The organism is Thauera aromatica K172 (assembly GCF_003030465.1).
In the GTDB taxonomy this organism is placed as follows: domain Bacteria; phylum Pseudomonadota; class Gammaproteobacteria; order Burkholderiales; family Rhodocyclaceae; genus Thauera; species Thauera aromatica.
Genome location: NZ_CP028339.1, coordinates 1,933,801 through 1,950,075, shown reverse-complemented (window position 1 = coordinate 1,950,075; position 16,275 = coordinate 1,933,801). Strand labels below are relative to the sequence as shown.

General features: G+C 67.7%; 15 protein-coding genes. 1 reads left to right on the top strand and 14 read right to left on the bottom strand.

What is annotated here, in order from left to right; translation table 11 throughout:
- Positions 1-3: 3 nt before the first annotated feature.
- The 12 genes from Tharo_RS09245 to Tharo_RS09190 all read right to left on the bottom strand — a co-directional run bounded on the left by Tharo_RS09245 (position 4) and on the right by Tharo_RS09190 (position 13,671).
- The gene (locus Tharo_RS09245; RefSeq protein ID WP_107220942.1) at positions 4-651 is read right to left on the bottom strand and encodes an ABC transporter ATP-binding protein; all 648 of its coding nucleotides are present in this window, start codon (positions 649-651) and stop codon (positions 4-6) included.
- Positions 648-1,433 carry an ABC transporter ATP-binding protein gene (locus Tharo_RS09240; protein ID WP_107220941.1) on the bottom strand — a complete coding sequence of 262 codons (786 nt, stop codon included), beginning with the start codon at positions 1,431-1,433 and terminating at the stop codon, positions 648-650. Before Tharo_RS09240 ends, Tharo_RS09245 begins: the two co-directional genes overlap by 4 nt.
- The gene (locus tag Tharo_RS09235) at positions 1,430-2,374 is read right to left on the bottom strand and encodes a branched-chain amino acid ABC transporter permease (RefSeq protein WP_107220940.1); all 945 of its coding nucleotides are present in this window, start codon (positions 2,372-2,374) and stop codon (positions 1,430-1,432) included. Before Tharo_RS09235 ends, Tharo_RS09240 begins: the two co-directional genes overlap by 4 nt.
- A complete protein-coding gene (locus Tharo_RS09230; protein WP_107220939.1) occupies positions 2,374-3,273 on the bottom strand; it encodes a branched-chain amino acid ABC transporter permease in 900 nt (299 codons plus the stop codon). The genes Tharo_RS09235 and Tharo_RS09230 overlap by 1 nt, the downstream gene beginning before the upstream one ends.
- A gap of 111 nt (positions 3,274-3,384) precedes the next feature.
- On the bottom strand, positions 3,385-4,698 hold the full coding sequence (locus Tharo_RS09225) for an ABC transporter substrate-binding protein (protein WP_107220938.1): 1,314 nt from the start codon (positions 4,696-4,698) through the stop codon (positions 3,385-3,387).
- 31 nt (positions 4,699-4,729) lie between these two features.
- Positions 4,730-6,055, bottom strand: a complete 1,326-nt coding sequence (locus Tharo_RS09220) for an ABC transporter substrate-binding protein (protein WP_211309587.1) — start codon at positions 6,053-6,055, stop codon at positions 4,730-4,732.
- A 224-nt stretch (positions 6,056-6,279) separates the two neighbouring features.
- A complete protein-coding gene (locus Tharo_RS09215; protein ID WP_107220937.1) occupies positions 6,280-7,650 on the bottom strand; it encodes a sigma-54-dependent transcriptional regulator in 1,371 nt (456 codons plus the stop codon).
- Positions 7,647-9,332, bottom strand: coding sequence for a sensor histidine kinase (locus Tharo_RS09210; protein ID WP_211309586.1), 1,686 nt, complete (start codon positions 9,330-9,332; stop codon positions 7,647-7,649). The genes Tharo_RS09215 and Tharo_RS09210 overlap by 4 nt, the downstream gene beginning before the upstream one ends.
- Positions 9,333-9,522: 190 nt before the next feature.
- Positions 9,523-10,464, bottom strand: coding sequence for an electron transfer flavoprotein subunit alpha/FixB family protein (locus Tharo_RS09205; protein ID WP_107220936.1), 942 nt, complete (start codon positions 10,462-10,464; stop codon positions 9,523-9,525).
- A gap of 2 nt (positions 10,465-10,466) precedes the next feature.
- Positions 10,467-11,216: an electron transfer flavoprotein subunit beta/FixA family protein gene (locus Tharo_RS09200; RefSeq protein ID WP_107220935.1), complete on the bottom strand. Its 750-nt coding sequence runs from the start codon at positions 11,214-11,216 to the stop codon at positions 10,467-10,469.
- A gap of 26 nt (positions 11,217-11,242) precedes the next feature.
- A complete protein-coding gene (locus Tharo_RS09195; protein ID WP_107220934.1) occupies positions 11,243-12,466 on the bottom strand; it encodes a CaiB/BaiF CoA transferase family protein in 1,224 nt (407 codons plus the stop codon).
- Between the two features lie 17 nt (positions 12,467-12,483).
- Entirely contained in the window at positions 12,484-13,671 is a 1,188-nt protein-coding gene (locus Tharo_RS09190) for an acyl-CoA dehydrogenase (protein ID WP_075149123.1), read from the bottom strand.
- Positions 13,672-13,817: 146 nt separating this feature from the next.
- On the opposite strand from Tharo_RS09190, the gene Tharo_RS09185 reads away from it, so the two are divergent.
- Entirely contained in the window at positions 13,818-14,708 is an 891-nt protein-coding gene (locus tag Tharo_RS09185; protein WP_107220933.1) for a LysR family transcriptional regulator, read from the top strand.
- Between the two features lie 103 nt (positions 14,709-14,811).
- Here Tharo_RS09185 and Tharo_RS09180 read toward each other — a convergent pair whose 3' ends face one another.
- Both Tharo_RS09180 and Tharo_RS09175 read right to left on the bottom strand, forming a co-directional pair.
- Positions 14,812-15,528, bottom strand: coding sequence for an ABC transporter ATP-binding protein (locus tag Tharo_RS09180; protein ID WP_107220932.1), 717 nt, complete (start codon positions 15,526-15,528; stop codon positions 14,812-14,814).
- Positions 15,525-16,274 carry an ABC transporter ATP-binding protein gene (locus tag Tharo_RS09175; RefSeq protein WP_107220931.1) on the bottom strand — a complete coding sequence of 250 codons (750 nt, stop codon included), beginning with the start codon at positions 16,272-16,274 and terminating at the stop codon, positions 15,525-15,527. The genes Tharo_RS09180 and Tharo_RS09175 overlap by 4 nt, the downstream gene beginning before the upstream one ends.
- Position 16,275 lies beyond the last annotated feature (1 nt).

Here is a 16,275-nt window from a genome sequence, read left to right as displayed (position 1 = left end):
GGATCAGGCGGCCTCGACCACGCCACGCTCAATGCGATAGCTGCGGTCGACGAGGTCGGCGGAGTGGACGTCATCGGATTCCGAGAGCACGACGGACATGCCCTCGTTGCGCAGCTCGGCGATGACTTCGGTCAGGCGGCGGGAGAGCACCGGGGCGACGCCCTCGAACGGCTCGTCGAGCAGCAGCAGGCGGCGCCCCGGCATCAGGGCGCGGGCCAGCGCGACCAGCTTCTGCTGCCCGCCGCTCAACTGCAGCGCGCGCCGGTCGCGGAACTCGCGGACTTCGGGCATCAGGCCGTAGATCCAGTCCAGGCGCTCGGCGGCATCCCGGATGCCGTTCGCCCACGCCGGCATCAGGATGTTCTCCTCCACGGTGAGTTCGGGAATCAGCCGCCGGTCTTCCGGCATGTAGCTCACGCCGAGGGCGGCGCGTTTGTAACCGGGCACGTCCGTCATGTCCTCGCCGTCGATGCGGATCGTGCCCGAATCCCCCGCCAGCAGCCCCATGATGCTGCGCATCAGGGTGGTCTTGCCGGCGCCGTTGCGGCCGATCAGGCCGACCATCGCGCCCGCGGGAACCGCCATCGTCACCTCGCGCAGGATCGGGATGCGGTCGATCGATACGTTCAGCCCTCGAATTTCCAGTGTCATGCTACCCTCCGTTCGCGCGCCGCCGCCGGCCGGCCGTGGCCATGACCGATGACCAGCTCCTGAACCCGGCTGTCGGCAAACACCGCCACCGGGCTGCCATCGCTGATGATTTCCCCGCTGTAGAAGGCGAGCACGCGCGACACGTAGCGCTCGACGATCTCCATGTCGTGCTCGACGAAGAGCACGGTCACGCCGTGGTGGCGCACCGCCCTCATCACGGTGTCCATCAGCGGGAACTTTTCTTCCACGCTGACGCCGCTGGTCGGTTCGTCGAGGAGCAGCATGCGCGGCTTGCCGATCAGCGCCATGGCGATGTCGATCAGCTTGCGCGCGCCCTGCGGCACGGCACGCACGATGGCATCGCGGTAACGCTCGACCGCGAACTCGGCGAGGATTTCGTCGGCGCGGGCGATGCGTGCGGGCGTGTGCAGCCGGGCGAAGAACGGCGGACGCGCGCTTTCGGCCGCCACCAGCGCGATCAGCAGGTTGTCGAGCACGCTGAGCTCGGGGAACAGCTGCGCCATCTGGAACGAGCGCGTCATGCCGCCACGGATGATCTGGCGCGGCGGCTGGCCGACGATGGAGCGCCCTTCGAAGAGGATCTCGCCCGACGAAGGCGGCAGGTAGCCGGTCACCATGTTGATGAAGGTGGTCTTGCCGGCGCCGTTCGAGCCGATCACGCCGACGACTTCGCCCTTGTCGATCCGCACGTTGAGCTCGCGCGCCGCGGTGACCGCGCCGAAGCTGCGGTTGAGGCTGCGGGTTTCGAGGATCGCGCTCATGCCGCCGCCCTCCGCTTGCCCGAAACCAGGCTCCACAGCCCCTTGGGCAGGAACACGATGATGCCCAGCAGGACGAAGCCGAGGATCATCTGCCACGAATGCGGCGCCAGCTCGAGCGCGTAGGTGCGCACCAGGGCGAACAGCACGGCGGCGATGAAGGGCGCGGCGACGTGCGCGGTACCGCCGAGCAGGGCGATGAAGACGAACTCGCCGGAGGTGGTCCAGAACGCCATTTCCGGATCGACGTGTCCGGTGGCGAACGCGGTGAGCGCGCCGCCGACTGCGGAGATGCCGGCCGCGAACAGGTAGTTGGCGTAGAGGATCCAGCGCGGCGACAGGCCGAGGAACTCGACCCGGATCTCGTTTTCCTTGATCGCCTCGCTGACCCCGCCGAGGCCCGAGCGCAGATAGCGGTTGAGCGCCAGCGCGAGCACGCCGGCGACGACCACGGTCAGCACGAAGAGCGCCAGCTTCTGGTCCTCGCCCCCCGGCGCCCAGCCGAGGAAGGTCGGTGCATGCACGTTGAAGCCGTCGGTCGAGCCCAGCGCCGGGTTCTTCACGATCAGCCCGTACAGGATCATCGAGAACGCCAGCGACAGCATCGCGAAGAAGATGTCGCGGTAGCGCGTCATCAGCAGGCCGAGCACCGCCGCCGCCGCGACGGCCACCGCCACCCCCAGGCCGAGCAGCACGAAGACGTCGTGGATGTCGAGAAAGGCACCACCCATCCCCACGCTGTAGCCGCCGATGCAGAAGAACAAGCCCTGACCGAAGGACACCAGCCCGGCGCGCATCTGCATCACCACGCCTTGCACCACCAGGGCCTTGGCGATCGCCAGGGTGAGGATGAAGGCGAGCCAGTTGGGAATCACGAACCCGGCCACGATGAGGCCGAGGGTGGCGGCGATCAGCCAGACTTCGGTTTTTTCCGCTTTGAACATCAGATTTTCCTCGCCAGATTGCGCCCGAACAGCCCTTGCGGCCGTACCGCAAGCACCAGGGACATGACGCCATAGATCACGAACAGCTCGACCTCGGGTGCCAGATGCACCGCGACCGAGCGCGTCAGCCCGACCAGCAGCGCACCGACGATGGCGCCCTCGATGCTGCCTAGGCCGCCGACGACGACCACCGCGAAGGCGAGCACGATGACTTCCACGCCGATGCCGGGCGACACCGAGATCGCCGGTGCGGTGAGCGCCCCGGCGAGCGTTCCGAGCGTGGTGCCGACGACGAAGGTGAGGGCGAACATCAGCTTCACGTTCACCCCCATGGCGACGGCGATCTCGCGGTCCTGGATCACCGCGCGCAGCACCTTGCCGGTGTGGGTGCGGTTCAGGATCAGCCAGCAGCCGGCACCGATCAGCACCGACACCAGGATCAGCAGCAGGTCGTAGTTGGCAAAGGTGAGCCCGCCGATGTCGCTGCGCCCGAGCAGGCTGTAGGGCTGGTAGGTGAAATAGGGATCGACACCGAAGATCAGCTTGGTGGTGTCCTCGAGGATCAGCAGCAGTGCGTAGGTGATGATCACCATCAGCAGTTCGTCGCGCTTGTACATGAACTGCAGCAGCCCCTGCTCGACCAGCCACCCGACCAGCAGGCCGGAACCGAGGGCGGCGGCCAGCAGCAGGAGATAGCTCCAGTAGGGGGCGCCGTCGCCGCCGGCGAAATACCAGCCGACGAGCGATGCGCCGGTGTAGGCACCGATGGCATAGAAACTGCCATGGGCCATGTTGAGGATGCGCATCACCCCGTAGATGACGGTCAGACCGGCCGCCACCAGGAACAGCCAGGAGGCGTAGATCATCCCGTCGATCAGGATTGCATAGAGCGTGGTCATGCTCGTTGCTCCGGTAAGAGTGGGTGGGACGGAAATGGGTGAAACAGAGAAAACGAAAGGGGGCAAAAGGACCCGGCGGCCTTGCCACCAGCCGGGTCCTGCCGCCGTGCCTCAGTTACACTGCGCGCCCGGGAATCCCGCCTTGATCCACTCGCTCGCCGACGTGCCATCGGGCGGGGTCACGCACTCGCCGCCGTAGGTTTTGACGTTGGCCACGGTGGCCTTGCCGGTCTTGGCGTCGAACTGGTATTCGCCGTAGGCGATGCCCTGCAGCGCCTGGTGGCCGTTGGCGCGCGCCATCTGCACCGTACCCGAGACCGACTCGAAGGTGAGCCCCTTGAAGCCGGCGACGATCGCCTCCTTGGACGGAATCTCGCCCGGCTTGGCCGCCGCCTTTTCCACCGCCGCCTTCAGGCCGAGGATGGCCTGCGCCATCTTGTACGCGGGATAGGTCGGGTCGATCTCGGCCTTGGCCCGGTAGGCCTCGCGGAACCAGGTGCTGAGCTCGGTATCCGGCGCGAATGCACCGAACGGCCCGCGCGCACCGATCACCAGGCCGTTGGGGGCCTGGCCCTTGAAGCGGTCGAGCGCCGATTCGCCGCAGGTCAGCACCGCGGTGCGCTTGTCGAACAGGCCGCGCGCCGAGCCCTGCAGCACGAACGCCTCCATGTCGCCGCCCCAGAAGCTGCTGTGGATGATGTCGGGCTTGCTCACGCTGATCGCCGAGATTTCGGCGCCGTACTGGCCCTGGAACAGCTTCGGGAGCTGCTCGGTCGCCACCTTGACGTCGGGCTTGAGCTGCTTGATCGCGGCCGAGAAGTCGCCCCAGGAGTCGTGCCCCCAGGCGTAGTTCTGCTGAATGCTCGCCACCGACTCGATCTTGCGCCCGCTGTCGACCAGGTAACGCGCCGCGCCGATGTTGTCGATCGCCGCATCGAGACCGGTGCGGAAGACATAGGTCGGGTTCTTGTTTTCCTCGAACAGGCGCGAAGTACCGCAATCGAACAGCACGGTGGGCATCTTCAGCTCTTCGGCGACCGGAGCCACCGCCAGGCAGTCGCCGGAGGAGATGTAACCGATCACCGCATCGACCTTGTGGCGCTGGGCGAGGTTGCGGAACTCTTCCACCTGCTTCGAGGCGCCGCCGTTCTCATCGACCTCGACCACTTCGATGTCGACGCCGTTGATCCCCTTCAACCCGTAAGGCGCGGGTACCTTGGCCGCGTTCAGCGCCTCGATCATCACTTTCGCGCCATTGAGCGAAGGCACGCCGAACGGGCCCGCTGCACCGCCCGACAGGAAGGTCACGACGCCGATGCGAAACTTGCCGTTGTCGGCCGCCTGGGCCGGCGCGGCGAGCGAAAACGCGGCGGCGACGGCGGCCGCGGTGAGCGAGGGGGCGATACGGGTGAGTCCTTTTTTCATCGAATACTTCCTCCTGGATGGACCGTTGTTGTCACGGCAATGAAGCTGCTGTACCCCTGGCCTGTGCCCGGCGCTCGCGAACGAGCGCCGGTGCCGGCATCAGGTCTTCGGCGCGATACACACGCCACTTGCCCGCCATCACCCGCGCGGGCGGAAAGGAAGCGTCGGGCACGACTTCGCCGACGGCCTGCATCTGCACGATCTGGTGGGTGTCGGGATCGATCCAGGAGGTGAAGCCCTCCGGATCCTCGGGCAACTCGAGCCGAAGGCCTTCCATCGCCGCCACCAGGGCGTCGCTGTCCGCTCTGGCGCCGGCTTTGCGGATCGCCGCCGCGATCGCCAGGATTCCGCTGTAGGCGCCCTGCGCGGCATAGGTCGGGTAGCGCCCTTCGGCACGGTGGAAAGCCTCGACGAAGCGGCGGTTGCGCTCGGTGTCGGGCCAGTTGTTGTGGTGGCGGGCGGAGACGATCAGGCCCGGCGGCGGCCGCTCGCCGAGCGCGACCATGACTTCGTAATTGGCCCCGGTATCGAAGTTGGCGAGGCGGGTCTTCCTGAAGAAATCCGTCGTCGCCGCCTGCTTCAGGAAGGCGATGAAATCGCCCCCCCACAGCGCGGTCACGACGATGTCCGGCGCGGCCTGCATCAGCGCATCGATGTAGGCCGAATAGTCCGGCTCGTAGAGCTTGGGCCAGAACGTGCCGACGAGCTCGAAGCGCACGCCGAGGCGCTCGAAGTTGCTCTTCAGGTCGTTCCACGAGACGTGGCCGTAGTCGTAATCCGGACCGATGAAGGCGAGCCGCTTCCAGCCCGTCCTTTGCTGCAGCTCGGCGAGATAGTGGGCACCGGCCGCCATCGAGATGTAGGAGTCGTTCGACACCCGGAAGTAGTACTTGTGGAAGGCCTCGATGGTGAGCCGCGAGGAGGCGTGGTCGGTGCCGACGAGGATCACCTTGCGCTCGAGCGCAACCTGGCTCACCGCATGGGCGACGCCCGAGCTGACCATGCCGCAGAGGAACCGGGCCTGGTCGCGCGCGATGAAGTCCTCGGCGATGCGGACGGCGTAGGACGCCTTCGAGCGCGTGTCCTCGACCAGCACCCTGAGCCTGGGCGTCGAGGCATCCTGCGCTGCGAGGTCGGCGAGCGCGAGGCGGATGCCGGCGATGCTGTCGCGCCCGTAGATCGCCGCCCGTCCGGTCATCGGGAACATGCAGCCGACCGTGACTTCGGCTTCCGCCGCCGCGCTCCCGACCTCCACCCGGGCCGCGGCGGGGGTGCTCAGGACGAGCGCCGCCAGCACGGGCAGGACTCGCCGGCAGGCAGCAAACAGGGAATCGAATCGGGCGCATGGCTGATTCACGGTGGCATCTCCTCATGGCGTCGCTTCGGGCTCGGGGCCACGGCGACTTTGTAAAAGATAAAAGCAAAGGCCATGCCAGCCTGCCGGAAAATTCCGCCAGGCCGCATGGCGACTGGAACTCAGAGGAATCCGACCCGCTTCGGTCGGGGGCTGGCGGCACTCCGCCGCGGCGCGCATGAGCGCAATCCGCTCATGCGCGCGCGCTCATGCGCGGATTGCGCTCATCACAGACCGAGGCGTTGCAGGCGGCGCTTGAGCGCGTGGCGGGAAATGCCGAGGATTTCCGCAGCCCGGCCCTTCTGGCCGCCGGCCCGGGACAGGGCGTCTTCGAGCAGCTTGCGCTCCGCTGCGGCGAGCTGATGCTCGATCGGTCGCGTGCCGGCCCCATCCGCCTCCACGGCGAACCGGGCCGGCGGCGCAAGAGCGGGGGCCGCGGCGGTGATCTCGTGCGGCAGATCGGAGGGCACGATCAGCCGGCCGGGCATCAGGATGGTGAGGCGCTCGACGAGGTTTTTCAGCTCGCGCACGTTGCCCGGCCACGGATAGGCGAGCAGCATTTGTCCGGTCTCATCGGCGAAGCGGATCGGCGAGCAGTGTTCATCGCGCGCGTAACGCCGGGCAAAGTGCTGCGCGAGCTCGACGATGTCCGCTCCGCGCTCGCGCAGCGGCGGGATGCGCAGCTGAATCACGTTCAGGCGGTAGTAGAGGTCCTCGCGGAAGCGCCCGAGCCTGACCTCCTGCGCGAGATCGCGGTTGGTCGCGGCGACGACGCGCACGTGGGCATCGAGCGCGCGCCCCGAACCGATCGGCCGGTAACTGCCATCCTCGAGAAAATGGAGGAACTTCGCCTGCAGCGCCAGCGGCAGCTCGCCGATCTCGTCGAGAAAGAGGGTGCCGCCATCGGCGAGCGCGACCAGGCCGGTGCGCTTCTGGTGGGCGCCGGTGTACGCCCCCTTCTCGGCACCGAACAATTCCGCCTCGATCAGCTGCTCGGGCAGCGACGCACAGTTGACCTCGATGAACGGCCCCGCCGCGCGTGCGCTGCCGGCATGGACCGCGCGCGCCACCAGCGCCTTGCCGGTGCCCGACTCGCCGAGCAGCAGGACGCGTCCGGAGTTGCTGGCGGCGACGCGGCCAATGGTGTCGCCCAGCTCGCGCATCGCCACGCCCTGCCCGACGAGCTCGCCCGAGCCGACCACCGCCTGGCGGTGGAAGCTGATCTCGCTGCTCATGCGCTGACGTTCGAGCACCGAGGCGATCACGTGGAAGAGGTCGTCAAGCTCGAACGGCTTGCTCAGGTAATCGGCCGCCCCCTTCTTCACCGCCTGCACTGCAGCGCGGGTATCACCGTGAGCCGAAATCATGATCACCGGCAGCTCGGGCTGGTCGTGCCGCAGACGGTCGAGCACGTCCAGCCCGGACATGTCGGGCAGGCGCAGGTCCAGCAGCACCGCCGCCGGCTGCACCGCGCCGACCGCGGCCAGCCCCTGCGCGCCGGTGTGGGCGCCATGCACGACGTAGCCCTCGTTCTTGAGCGCGAAGCTCAGGGAACGGACCAGTGCCAGTTCGTCGTCGATGATCAGGATCGCACTCACGGCTCGGGTTTCTCCATCGGCACGATGAGTCGGACCGTCGTCCCCGCCCCGGGGGCGCTGCCGATCTCCAGGCGCCCGCCCTGCAGCTCGGCGAGCTGGCGCGCGATGCTCAAACCGAGGCCGGTTCCCTTGGGCTTGGTGGTGAAAAAGGGATCGGTGATCCGTGCCAGATGCGCCTCGGCGATGCCGGCACCGGTGTCCCGCACTTCGATGCCGGCTTCCCGCCCGATGCGGATCGCGCGCACCCTCACACTGCCGCCCGCCGGCGTGGCCTGGACGGCGTTGATGACCAGATTGACGATCACCTGGATCAGCTGGTCGCGGTCGGCATGGAGCACGATGCCGGTGCGGCCATCGACCCTCAGCACGACGCCGGCCTCGTGCGCCGGCGCCGCCATCAGCGCCTCGATGCGCGCCAGCAGCTCGGCGGCCGGCACCGGAGCAAGCTCGGGCGGCCGGGGACGGCCGAATTCGAGCAAGTCCCCCATCACCCGGTTCAGGCGGTCGATTTCGACGCCGACATCCTGGAGCAGCTCGCCGCGCTCGCGGTCCTTCTCGCCGCGGGCCAGCGCCTGCACGGTGGTCTTGATCGTCGCCAGCGGATTGCGGATCTCGTGGGCGACACCCGTGGCGAACTCACCCAGCACGGCCAGGCGCTCGACGCGCACGGTGCGTGCGATCAGCGCCTGCAGCCGTTCGGCCATGCTGTTGAACGCCGCCGCCACCGCATCGATTTCATCGCCGACCCGGGTGGCGATGCGGTAGTCCAGGTTTCCCGCCGCCACCGCATCGGCGCCGAGGGTGAGCCGATCGACCCGGCGCCGCAGGCGGGCGGCGAGCCGGGCGAACAGCAGCGTGATCACGGCGATCGACACCAGGCTGACGAGGAACAGGCTCTTCTGCGCGGTGATGAAGGGGCGGAACAGCTGATCGGGGTCGACCACCAGCATCGGCTGCCAGCCCGGCAGCACCTCGGGACCGGCGACCATCTGCCGGCTGGGCATGACCGCCTGCCCGACCGCATTGAAGTAGCCGCGCGGCGTTTTCAGCACCGGCTGCACGATTCCGGCGAGCGAGGCGCTGCCCAGCAGCTCGGTCACCGATGCCAGCCGTACATGGAGGGCGATGCTCCCCGAGTCATCCCCCGTGGCCGACTTGCGCAGGGGCTGGCGGATCAGAAACCAGCCCGAACTGCCGTCGTCCGGTGCCACCGGGCCGACCACATCGACATCGCCCGACACCGCCTTCATCACCGGCAGGCGGGCCAGGTCGAAGGACAGGCCGCTCCAGTACGGCGCGCCCGATGCGGCCTGCCCGGCGACGATGCGGGTCAGCGCCCCCGCGGAGTCGAACAGCAGGATTCCATACAGGTCGGGAACATCGGCCTCGAGACGCAGCAGCGCCTCGAGCTCGATATCGGAGCGGGAAGTCCGCTGCTGGACCAGGTAGGGCAAGGCGGGGTGATTCGAGAGCGTCTCGATCTGATAGACACGGACATCGAAAAACGCCGTCAGCCGGCTCGACGTCGCGGTCAGCTGCGCACTCAGACGCTCCCCGGTGATCTGGTCGAGGAGCGCGCTCGCGTAGCGGTCGTAGAGCGCGGCCACCACCACCATGGGCAACACCGCGCCCAGCAGGGAAACCAGGAAATACCTGCTGACGATACTGTTTCGTATGTTCACCGGGTGAGACGACGCACGGAAGGTTCGGCCGCCAATTATGGGATAAATGTCCGGCAAACCCCAATCCGCTTGCGCAAACGGTGCGCCGGGCCACGGCTCGATGCGCGGAGAACGAAAAAAAAGCGGCAGCCAGGCCAGACTGGCCTGAGCATGCCGCGGAGAGGGAGAGGGAAAAAAATCGTTAAAAAATTCAGAGTGCCGCAGCCAGCTCCGGCACGAGTTCGAACAGATCGCCCACCAGGCCGTAGTCGGCGACCTGGAAGATCGGCGCTTCGGGGTCCTTGTTGATCGCCACGATCACCTTCGAATCCTTCATCCCGGCCAGGTGCTGGATCGCGCCCGAAATGCCGACCGCGATATAGAGCTGCGGCGCGACGATCTTGCCGGTCTGGCCGACCTGGTAGTCGTTGGGCACGTAGCCGGCATCGACCGCGGCGCGGCTGGCGCCGAGCGCGGCACCGAGCTTGTCGGCGAGCGGCTCGAGGAGCTTGTGGTAGTTCTCGCCGCTGCCCAGGCCGCGACCGCCGGAGACGATGATCTTCGCCGCTCCCAGCTCGGGGCGGGCGCTCTTGGTGATCTCGCGCCCGACCAGGGCGGCAACGCCCAGGTCGGCTGCAGCGGCGACCGCCTCGATCGGGGCGGCACTCCCCTCGCCCGCGGCATCGAACGCGGTGGTGCGCACGGTGATGAGCTTGATCGCATCGGCGCTCTTCACCGTGGCCAGCGCGTTGCCGGCGTAGATCGGACGCACGAAGGTGTCGGCCGATTCGATCGCGACGATGTCGCTGATCTGGGCAACGTCGAGCAGCGCCGCCACCCGCGGCAGCATGTTCTTGCCCGCCGAGGTGGCCGGCACGAGGACGTGGCTGTAGTCGCCGGCCAGCCCCTGCACCAGCTCGGCGACGTTCTCCGCGGTCTGCGCCTCGTAGTGCGGCGCATCGCACACCCGCACCTTGGCCACGCCGGCGATCTTCGCCGCCGCTTCGGCCGCCGCGCCGCAGCCGGCACCGGCCACCAGGACGTGGATGTCCGCTGCCAGCAGCGTGCCCAGCTTCGCCGCCGCGCTCACGGTATTGAGCGTGGCGGCCTTGATCGAATGGTTGTCGTGTTCGGCAATGACGAGAATGGTCATGTTCAGATCACCTTCGCTACGTTCTTCAGTTTGTCGACCAGCTGCGCGACGTCGGCGACGCGCTCGCCCGCGCTGCGCTTGGGCGGCTCGGATACTTTCAGCGTGGTGAGGCGCGGCACCACATCGACGCCGAGATCGGCCGGCTTGACCGTGTCGAGCGGCTTTTTCTTCGCCTTCATGATGTTGGGGAGAGTGGCGTAGCGCGGCTCATTGAGGCGCAGGTCGGTGCTGACCACCGCCGGCAGGCTCACCGACAGGGTTTCCAGCCCGCCGTCGATCTCGCGCGTCACCTGCGCACGGCCGCCTTCGAGCACCAGCTTCGAGGCGAAGGTCGCCTGCGGCCAGCCCGCCAGCGCCGCCAGCATCTGCCCGGTCTGGTTGGCGTCGTCGTCGATCGCCTGCTTGCCGCAGATCACCAGGTTCGGCGCTTCCTTGTCGCACACCGCCTTCAGCAGCTTGGCCACCGCCAGCGGCTGCAGCTCGACGTCCGTTTCCACCAGGATGCCGCGGTCGGCACCGATCGCCATCGCCGCGCGCAGGGTCTCCTGGCACGCGCCGATACCGCAGGTGACCGCCACCACTTCGCTCGCCACGCCGGCTTCCTTCAGCCGCACCGCCTCTTCCACCGCGATCTCGTCGAACGGGTTCATGCTCATCTTGACGTTGGCGATGTCCACGCCGCTGCCGTCGGCCTTCACGCGCACCTTGACGTTGTAGTCGACCACGCGTTTGACAGGTACCAGAATCTTCAAGGCAGGTTCTCCTTCAATCTGTTGTTTCAGACCACGCCGCTTGCGCGCAGGCCTGCGATGGTTTCGGCGTCGAGGCCGAGCGTTCCGGCCAGAATGGCCTCGGTGTGCTCACCGAGCATCGGCGGCGGCAGGCGGTAGTCGACCGGCGTGGCCGACAGCTTCATCGGGCTCGCCACCTGCGGCACGCTCCCGGCGGCCGGGTGCGGCATCGTCACTTTCATCCCGCGCGCCACCACCTGCGGGTCGGCGAAGACGTCAGCCAGGGTGTTGATCGGCCCGCAGGGCACGGCCAGCGCCTCGAGCATGGCGATCCAGTCGCCAGTGTTGCGCTCCACCGTGAGCTTCTTCAGCAGCGGAATCAGCACCGCACGGTTTTCCACCCGCGCCCGGTTGGTGGCGAAACGGGGATCGGCGGCGAGCGCCGGCTGTCCGGCCGCCTCGCAGAAGCGGGCGAACTGGCCGTCGTTGCCGATCGCCAGGATCATGTAGCCGTCGGCGGTCGGGAAGTCCTGGTAGGGCACGATGTTCGGATGCGCATTGCCCAGCCGCTTCGGGTTCTGCCCGGTGGCAAGATAGTTCATCGCCTGGTTGGCCAGGCAGGCGATCTGGACGTCGAGCAGGGCGAGGTCGATGTACTGCCCTTCCCCGCTCTTTTCCCGCCAGGCCAGCGCCGCGAGCACGGCGTTGGTGGCGTACAGCCCGGTGAGGATGTCGGTCAGCGCCACCCCGACCTTCATCGGCCCGCCACCGTCTTCACCATCGGGGCGGCCGGTCAGGCTCATCAGCCCGCCCAGGCCCTGGATCAGGAAGTCGTAGCCGGCGCGCGGCGCATACGGCCCGTCCTGGCCGAAGCCGGTGATCGAGCAATAGACCAGGCGCGGATTGACCGTCTTCAGGCTGTCGTAGTCGAGGCCGTACTGCTTGAGGCCCCCGGCCTTGAAGTTCTCCAGCACGACGTCCGATTCGGCGGCGAGCTTCCTCACCAGCGCCTGCCCTTCCGGACGGGTGATGTCGATCGTGATCGAGCGCTTGTTGCGGTTGGCGCACAGGTAGTAGGCAGCGACCGAAGTCTCCGCCCCCTGCTCGTCCTTGAGCCACGGCGGCCCCCAGCCCCGGGTGTCGTCGCCGACTCCCGGGCGCTCGACCTTGATCACGTCGGCGCCGAGGTCGGCCAGCATCTGCCCGGCCCAGGGGCCGGCGAGGATGCGCGACAGGTCGAGGACGCGGAGGTGAGAGAGGGCGCCGGACATGATGCTTTCGCTGCGACTCAGTTGCTGAAGGCGGCGATGCCGGTGATGGCGCGGCCGAGGATCAGCGCATGGACGTCGTGCGTGCCTTCGTAGGTGTTGACCACTTCCAGGTTCACCAGGTGACGGGCGACGCAGAACTCGTCCGAGATGCCGTTGCCGCCGAGCATGTCGCGGGCGACGCGGGCGATGTCCAGGGCCTTGCCGCAGGAGTTGCGCTTGACGATCGAGGTGATCTCGACCGGCGCGATGCCTTCGTCCTTCATCCGGCCGACGCGCAGCACGGTCTGCAGGCCGAGGGTGATTTCGGTGAGCATGTCGGCGAGCTTCTTCTGGATGAGCTGGTTGGCGGCGAGCGGGCGACCGAACTGCTTGCGGTCGAGCACGTACTGGCGGGCGGTCTCGTAGCAGGCCTCGGCGGCGCCGAGCGCGCCCCAGGCGATGCCGAAGCGGGCCGAGTTCAGGCAGGTGAAGGGGCCCTTCAGGCCGCGCACGTCGGGGAAGGCGTTTTCTTCCGGCACGAACACTTCGTCCATGACGATCTCGCCAGTGATCGAGGCGCGCAGGCCGACCTTGCCGTGGATGGCGGGGGCGGACAGGCCCTTGGCGCCCTTCTCGAGGATGAAGCCACGGATCTGGCCTTCGTCGTCCTTGGCCCACACCACGAACACGTCGGCGATCGGGCTGTTGGTGATCCACATCTTGCTGCCCGACAGGCTGTAGCCGCCGGCGACCTTCTTGGCGCGGGTGACCATGCTGCCGGGGTCGGAGCCGTGGTTCGGCTCGGTCAGGCCGAAGCAGCCGATCCATTCGCCGGTGGCGAGCTTGGGCAGGTACTTCTGCTTCTGCGCTTCGGTGCCGAATTCGTTGATCGGCACCATCACCAGCGAGCTCTGCACGCTCATCATGGAACGGTAGCCGGAGTCGACGCGCTCGACTTCGCGCGCGATCAGGCCGTAGCAGACGTAGTTCATGTCCGAGCCGCCGTACTGCTCGGGAATGGTCGGGCCGAGCAGACCGAGCTCACCCATTTCGCGGAAGATCGCGGGATCGGTCTTCTCGTGACGGAAGGCTTCCTGCACGCGCGGCAGCAGCTGCTCCTGGCAATAGGCACGGGCGGTATCGCGCACCATGCGTTCGGTTTCGGTGAGCTGAAGGTCCAGCAGCAGCGGATCTTCCCAGTTGAACGTCGCCTTGTTCGAAGCCATGCCTATCTCCTGTTGCGTTCCAGTGTCGTTTGCAGGCGCCTGCCTGTGCGTGGAACGCATAGTATTGCTCGTTCACCCTGGTTTCAAGCGATATTTATGAAGTAATCTGTGCTTTTAATTCACTTCGTGAAGCATCTCGACGGCCCATGCGCAAGAAAATTCCCAGCACCGCGGCCCTCCTCGCCTTCGAAGCCGCCGCCCGGCATGAAAGCTTCACCCGCGCCGCGGAGGAACTCGCGCTGACCCAGAGCGCGATCTGCCGCCAGATCGGCACCCTGGAAAGCTTTCTCGGCGTCGCCCTGTTTCGCCGCACCCGGCGCGGCGTGCAGCTGACCGAGGCGGGGCTGAGCTACAGTCGCCAGATCGCCCCCCGGCTCGATGCGATCGAGCGCGACACCCTGTCGGTGATGGCCCACCACGGCACCGGCACCACGCTCGACCTCGCCGTGGTGCCGACTTTCGCCACCCGCTGGCTGATTCCCCGCCTCTCCGGCTTCCAGCAGCAGAACCCCGAGGTGGTGGTGAACATGAGCACCCAGACCCGCCCTTTCCTCTTCGACCAGACCGAATACGATGCCGCGATCTACTTCGGCGATGCCGGCTGGCCCGGTACCGAGGCGCACTTCCTGATGCGCGAATATCCGGTCCCGGTGTGCAGCCCCGCCCTTCCGGGCGCGCGCGCGCAGATGTCGCCGGCGGAGATCGCCCGCCTGCCGCTGCTGCAGCAGACCACCCGCCCCTACGCCTGGCGCCACTGGTTCGAATCGGCCAAAGTGAATACCGACCAGGACATGGCGGGGATGCGCCTCGAGCTTTTTTCCATGCTCGCCCAGGCCGCCATCGAGCGCATGGGCGTTGCCCTCATCCCGCCCTTCCTGATCCAGCACGAACTGGCCGCCAGCAGCCTGATGACCCCCTGCGACTGCAGCTTCCCGAGCACGCGCGCCTATTACCTGATCGTGCCCGAGCGCAAGGCCGAGCGCCCGGCGCTGACCCGTTTCCGCGAGTGGCTGCTGGCCGAAGTGGCCCGCGCCTGAACCGATCGCCACGCCCGCTCCGGCTTTGGCGACGTACCCGGCGATCGCCCGCAGCCGGTGACACACCCGCCTTGCCGGCCGCCGGCGGGGACGGACGCCGTCGCTACACGCCGAGGTAGCGCTGCCACAGGGCGCGATCGGCGTCGAGCTCGGCGGAAGAGCCGCGCCACACGATGCGACCGCGCTCGAGGATGAAGTGGCGGTCGGCCAGACGGAGCAGGCGCTCGACGTACTTATCCACCACCAGCGTAGTCTGGCCGGCGGCCTTGAGCTGGGCCAGGCACTGCCAGATTTCCTCGCGGATCACCGGAGCGAGGCCTTCGGTGGCTTCGTCGAGGATCAGCAGGCGCGGATTGGTCGACAGCGCACGGGCGATCGCCAGCATCTGCTGTTCGCCGCCGGAGAGCTCGTTGCCCATGTGCCCGGCACGCTCGCGCAGGCGCGGAAACAGCGCGTACAGCCGCTCCAGCGTCCAGGGCGCGGCGCTGTCGTTGCGGCGGTCGGCAAAGGCGATCAGGTGCTCGCGCACGGTCAGGTTAGGGAAACACTGCCGCCCCTCCGGCACCACCGCCACCCCGAGACGGGCGATGGCATCGGCGCGCAGGCCATGGATCGGCCGGCCACCGAAGCGGACTTCGCCGCAACGCAGCGGCAGGCCGCCGATCAGAGTCTTGATCGTGGTGCTCTTGCCCATGCCGTTGCGCCCGAGCAGGGTCACGACCTCGCCGGCACGAATCTCCAGATCGAGCCCGAACAGAACCTGGCTGGGGCCGTAGCCGGCCTCCAGACCGCAGCCGGCAAGTAGCGTCCGGTCGTTCACACACCCTCCTCGGTGCCCAGATACACCGCCCGCACCTGCGGATGGGCGCGGATCCACGCTGGATCACCGCAAGCCAGCACGCGTCCGTAGTCGAGCACCGAGATGCGGTCGGCGAGCTGGAACACCGCGTCCATGTCGTGCTCGATCAGCAGGATCGCGGTGCGTTCGCGCAGGCGCCGGATCAGCGCCACCATCTGTTGCGAATCGTCCGGCCCCATCCCCGCCATCGGTTCGTCGAGCAGCAGCAGCTTGGGCCGCGTGGCAAGCGCGAGGGCAAGATCGAGCCGACGCTGGAGGCCGTGCGGCAGGGTTGCCGCAAGCCGGTGCAACACCGCCTCCAGCCCCAGCATCTGGGCGAGCTCGAGCGCCTGCCGGTGCAAACCGGTTTCGGCCGCGCGCCGGCGCAGGAAGCGGAAGCTCGAGCCGGCATGGGCCTGTGCCGCGAGCAGCAGGTTGTCGAACACGCTGCGCCCGCCGAACACGCTGGTGATCTGGAAACACCGCGACAGACCGTGCTGCACCCGCCGATGCGGCGCCATCGCCGTCAGCTCGACCCCGTCGAGCACCAGACGGCCGGCGTCCGCTGGCAACAGGCCGGAAATCAGATTGACCAGCGTAGTCTTGCCCGCCCCGTTGGGACCGATCAGGGCATGGACTTCACCCTGGTCGACGGCCAGGCTGACCGCATCGGTGGCGAGCAGGCCGCCGAAGCGCTTGACCAGACGGTCGGCCACGAACAGGCTCACC

Bases quoted from the DNA above. Each gene is read 5' to 3' on its own strand.
- Tharo_RS09245 (WP_107220942.1), bottom strand. From the start codon at position 651: ATGACACTGGAAATTCGAGGGCTGAACGTATCGATCGACCGCATCCCG.
- Tharo_RS09240 (WP_107220941.1), bottom strand. From the start codon at position 1,433: ATGAGCGCGATCCTCGAAACCCGCAGCCTCAACCGCAGCTTCGGCGCG.
- Tharo_RS09235 (WP_107220940.1), bottom strand. From the start codon at position 2,374: ATGTTCAAAGCGGAAAAAACCGAAGTCTGGCTGATCGCCGCCACCCTC.
- Tharo_RS09230 (WP_107220939.1), bottom strand. From the start codon at position 3,273: ATGACCACGCTCTATGCAATCCTGATCGACGGGATGATCTACGCCTCC.
- Tharo_RS09225 (WP_107220938.1), bottom strand. From the start codon at position 4,698: ATGAAAAAAGGACTCACCCGTATCGCCCCCTCGCTCACCGCGGCCGCC.
- Tharo_RS09205 (WP_107220936.1), bottom strand. From the start codon at position 10,464: ATGACCATTCTCGTCATTGCCGAACACGACAACCATTCGATCAAGGCC.
- Tharo_RS09195 (WP_107220934.1), bottom strand. From the start codon at position 12,466: ATGTCCGGCGCCCTCTCTCACCTCCGCGTCCTCGACCTGTCGCGCATC.
- Tharo_RS09190 (WP_075149123.1), bottom strand. From the start codon at position 13,671: ATGGCTTCGAACAAGGCGACGTTCAACTGGGAAGATCCGCTGCTGCTG.
- Tharo_RS09185 (WP_107220933.1), top strand. From the start codon at position 13,818: ATGCGCAAGAAAATTCCCAGCACCGCGGCCCTCCTCGCCTTCGAAGCC.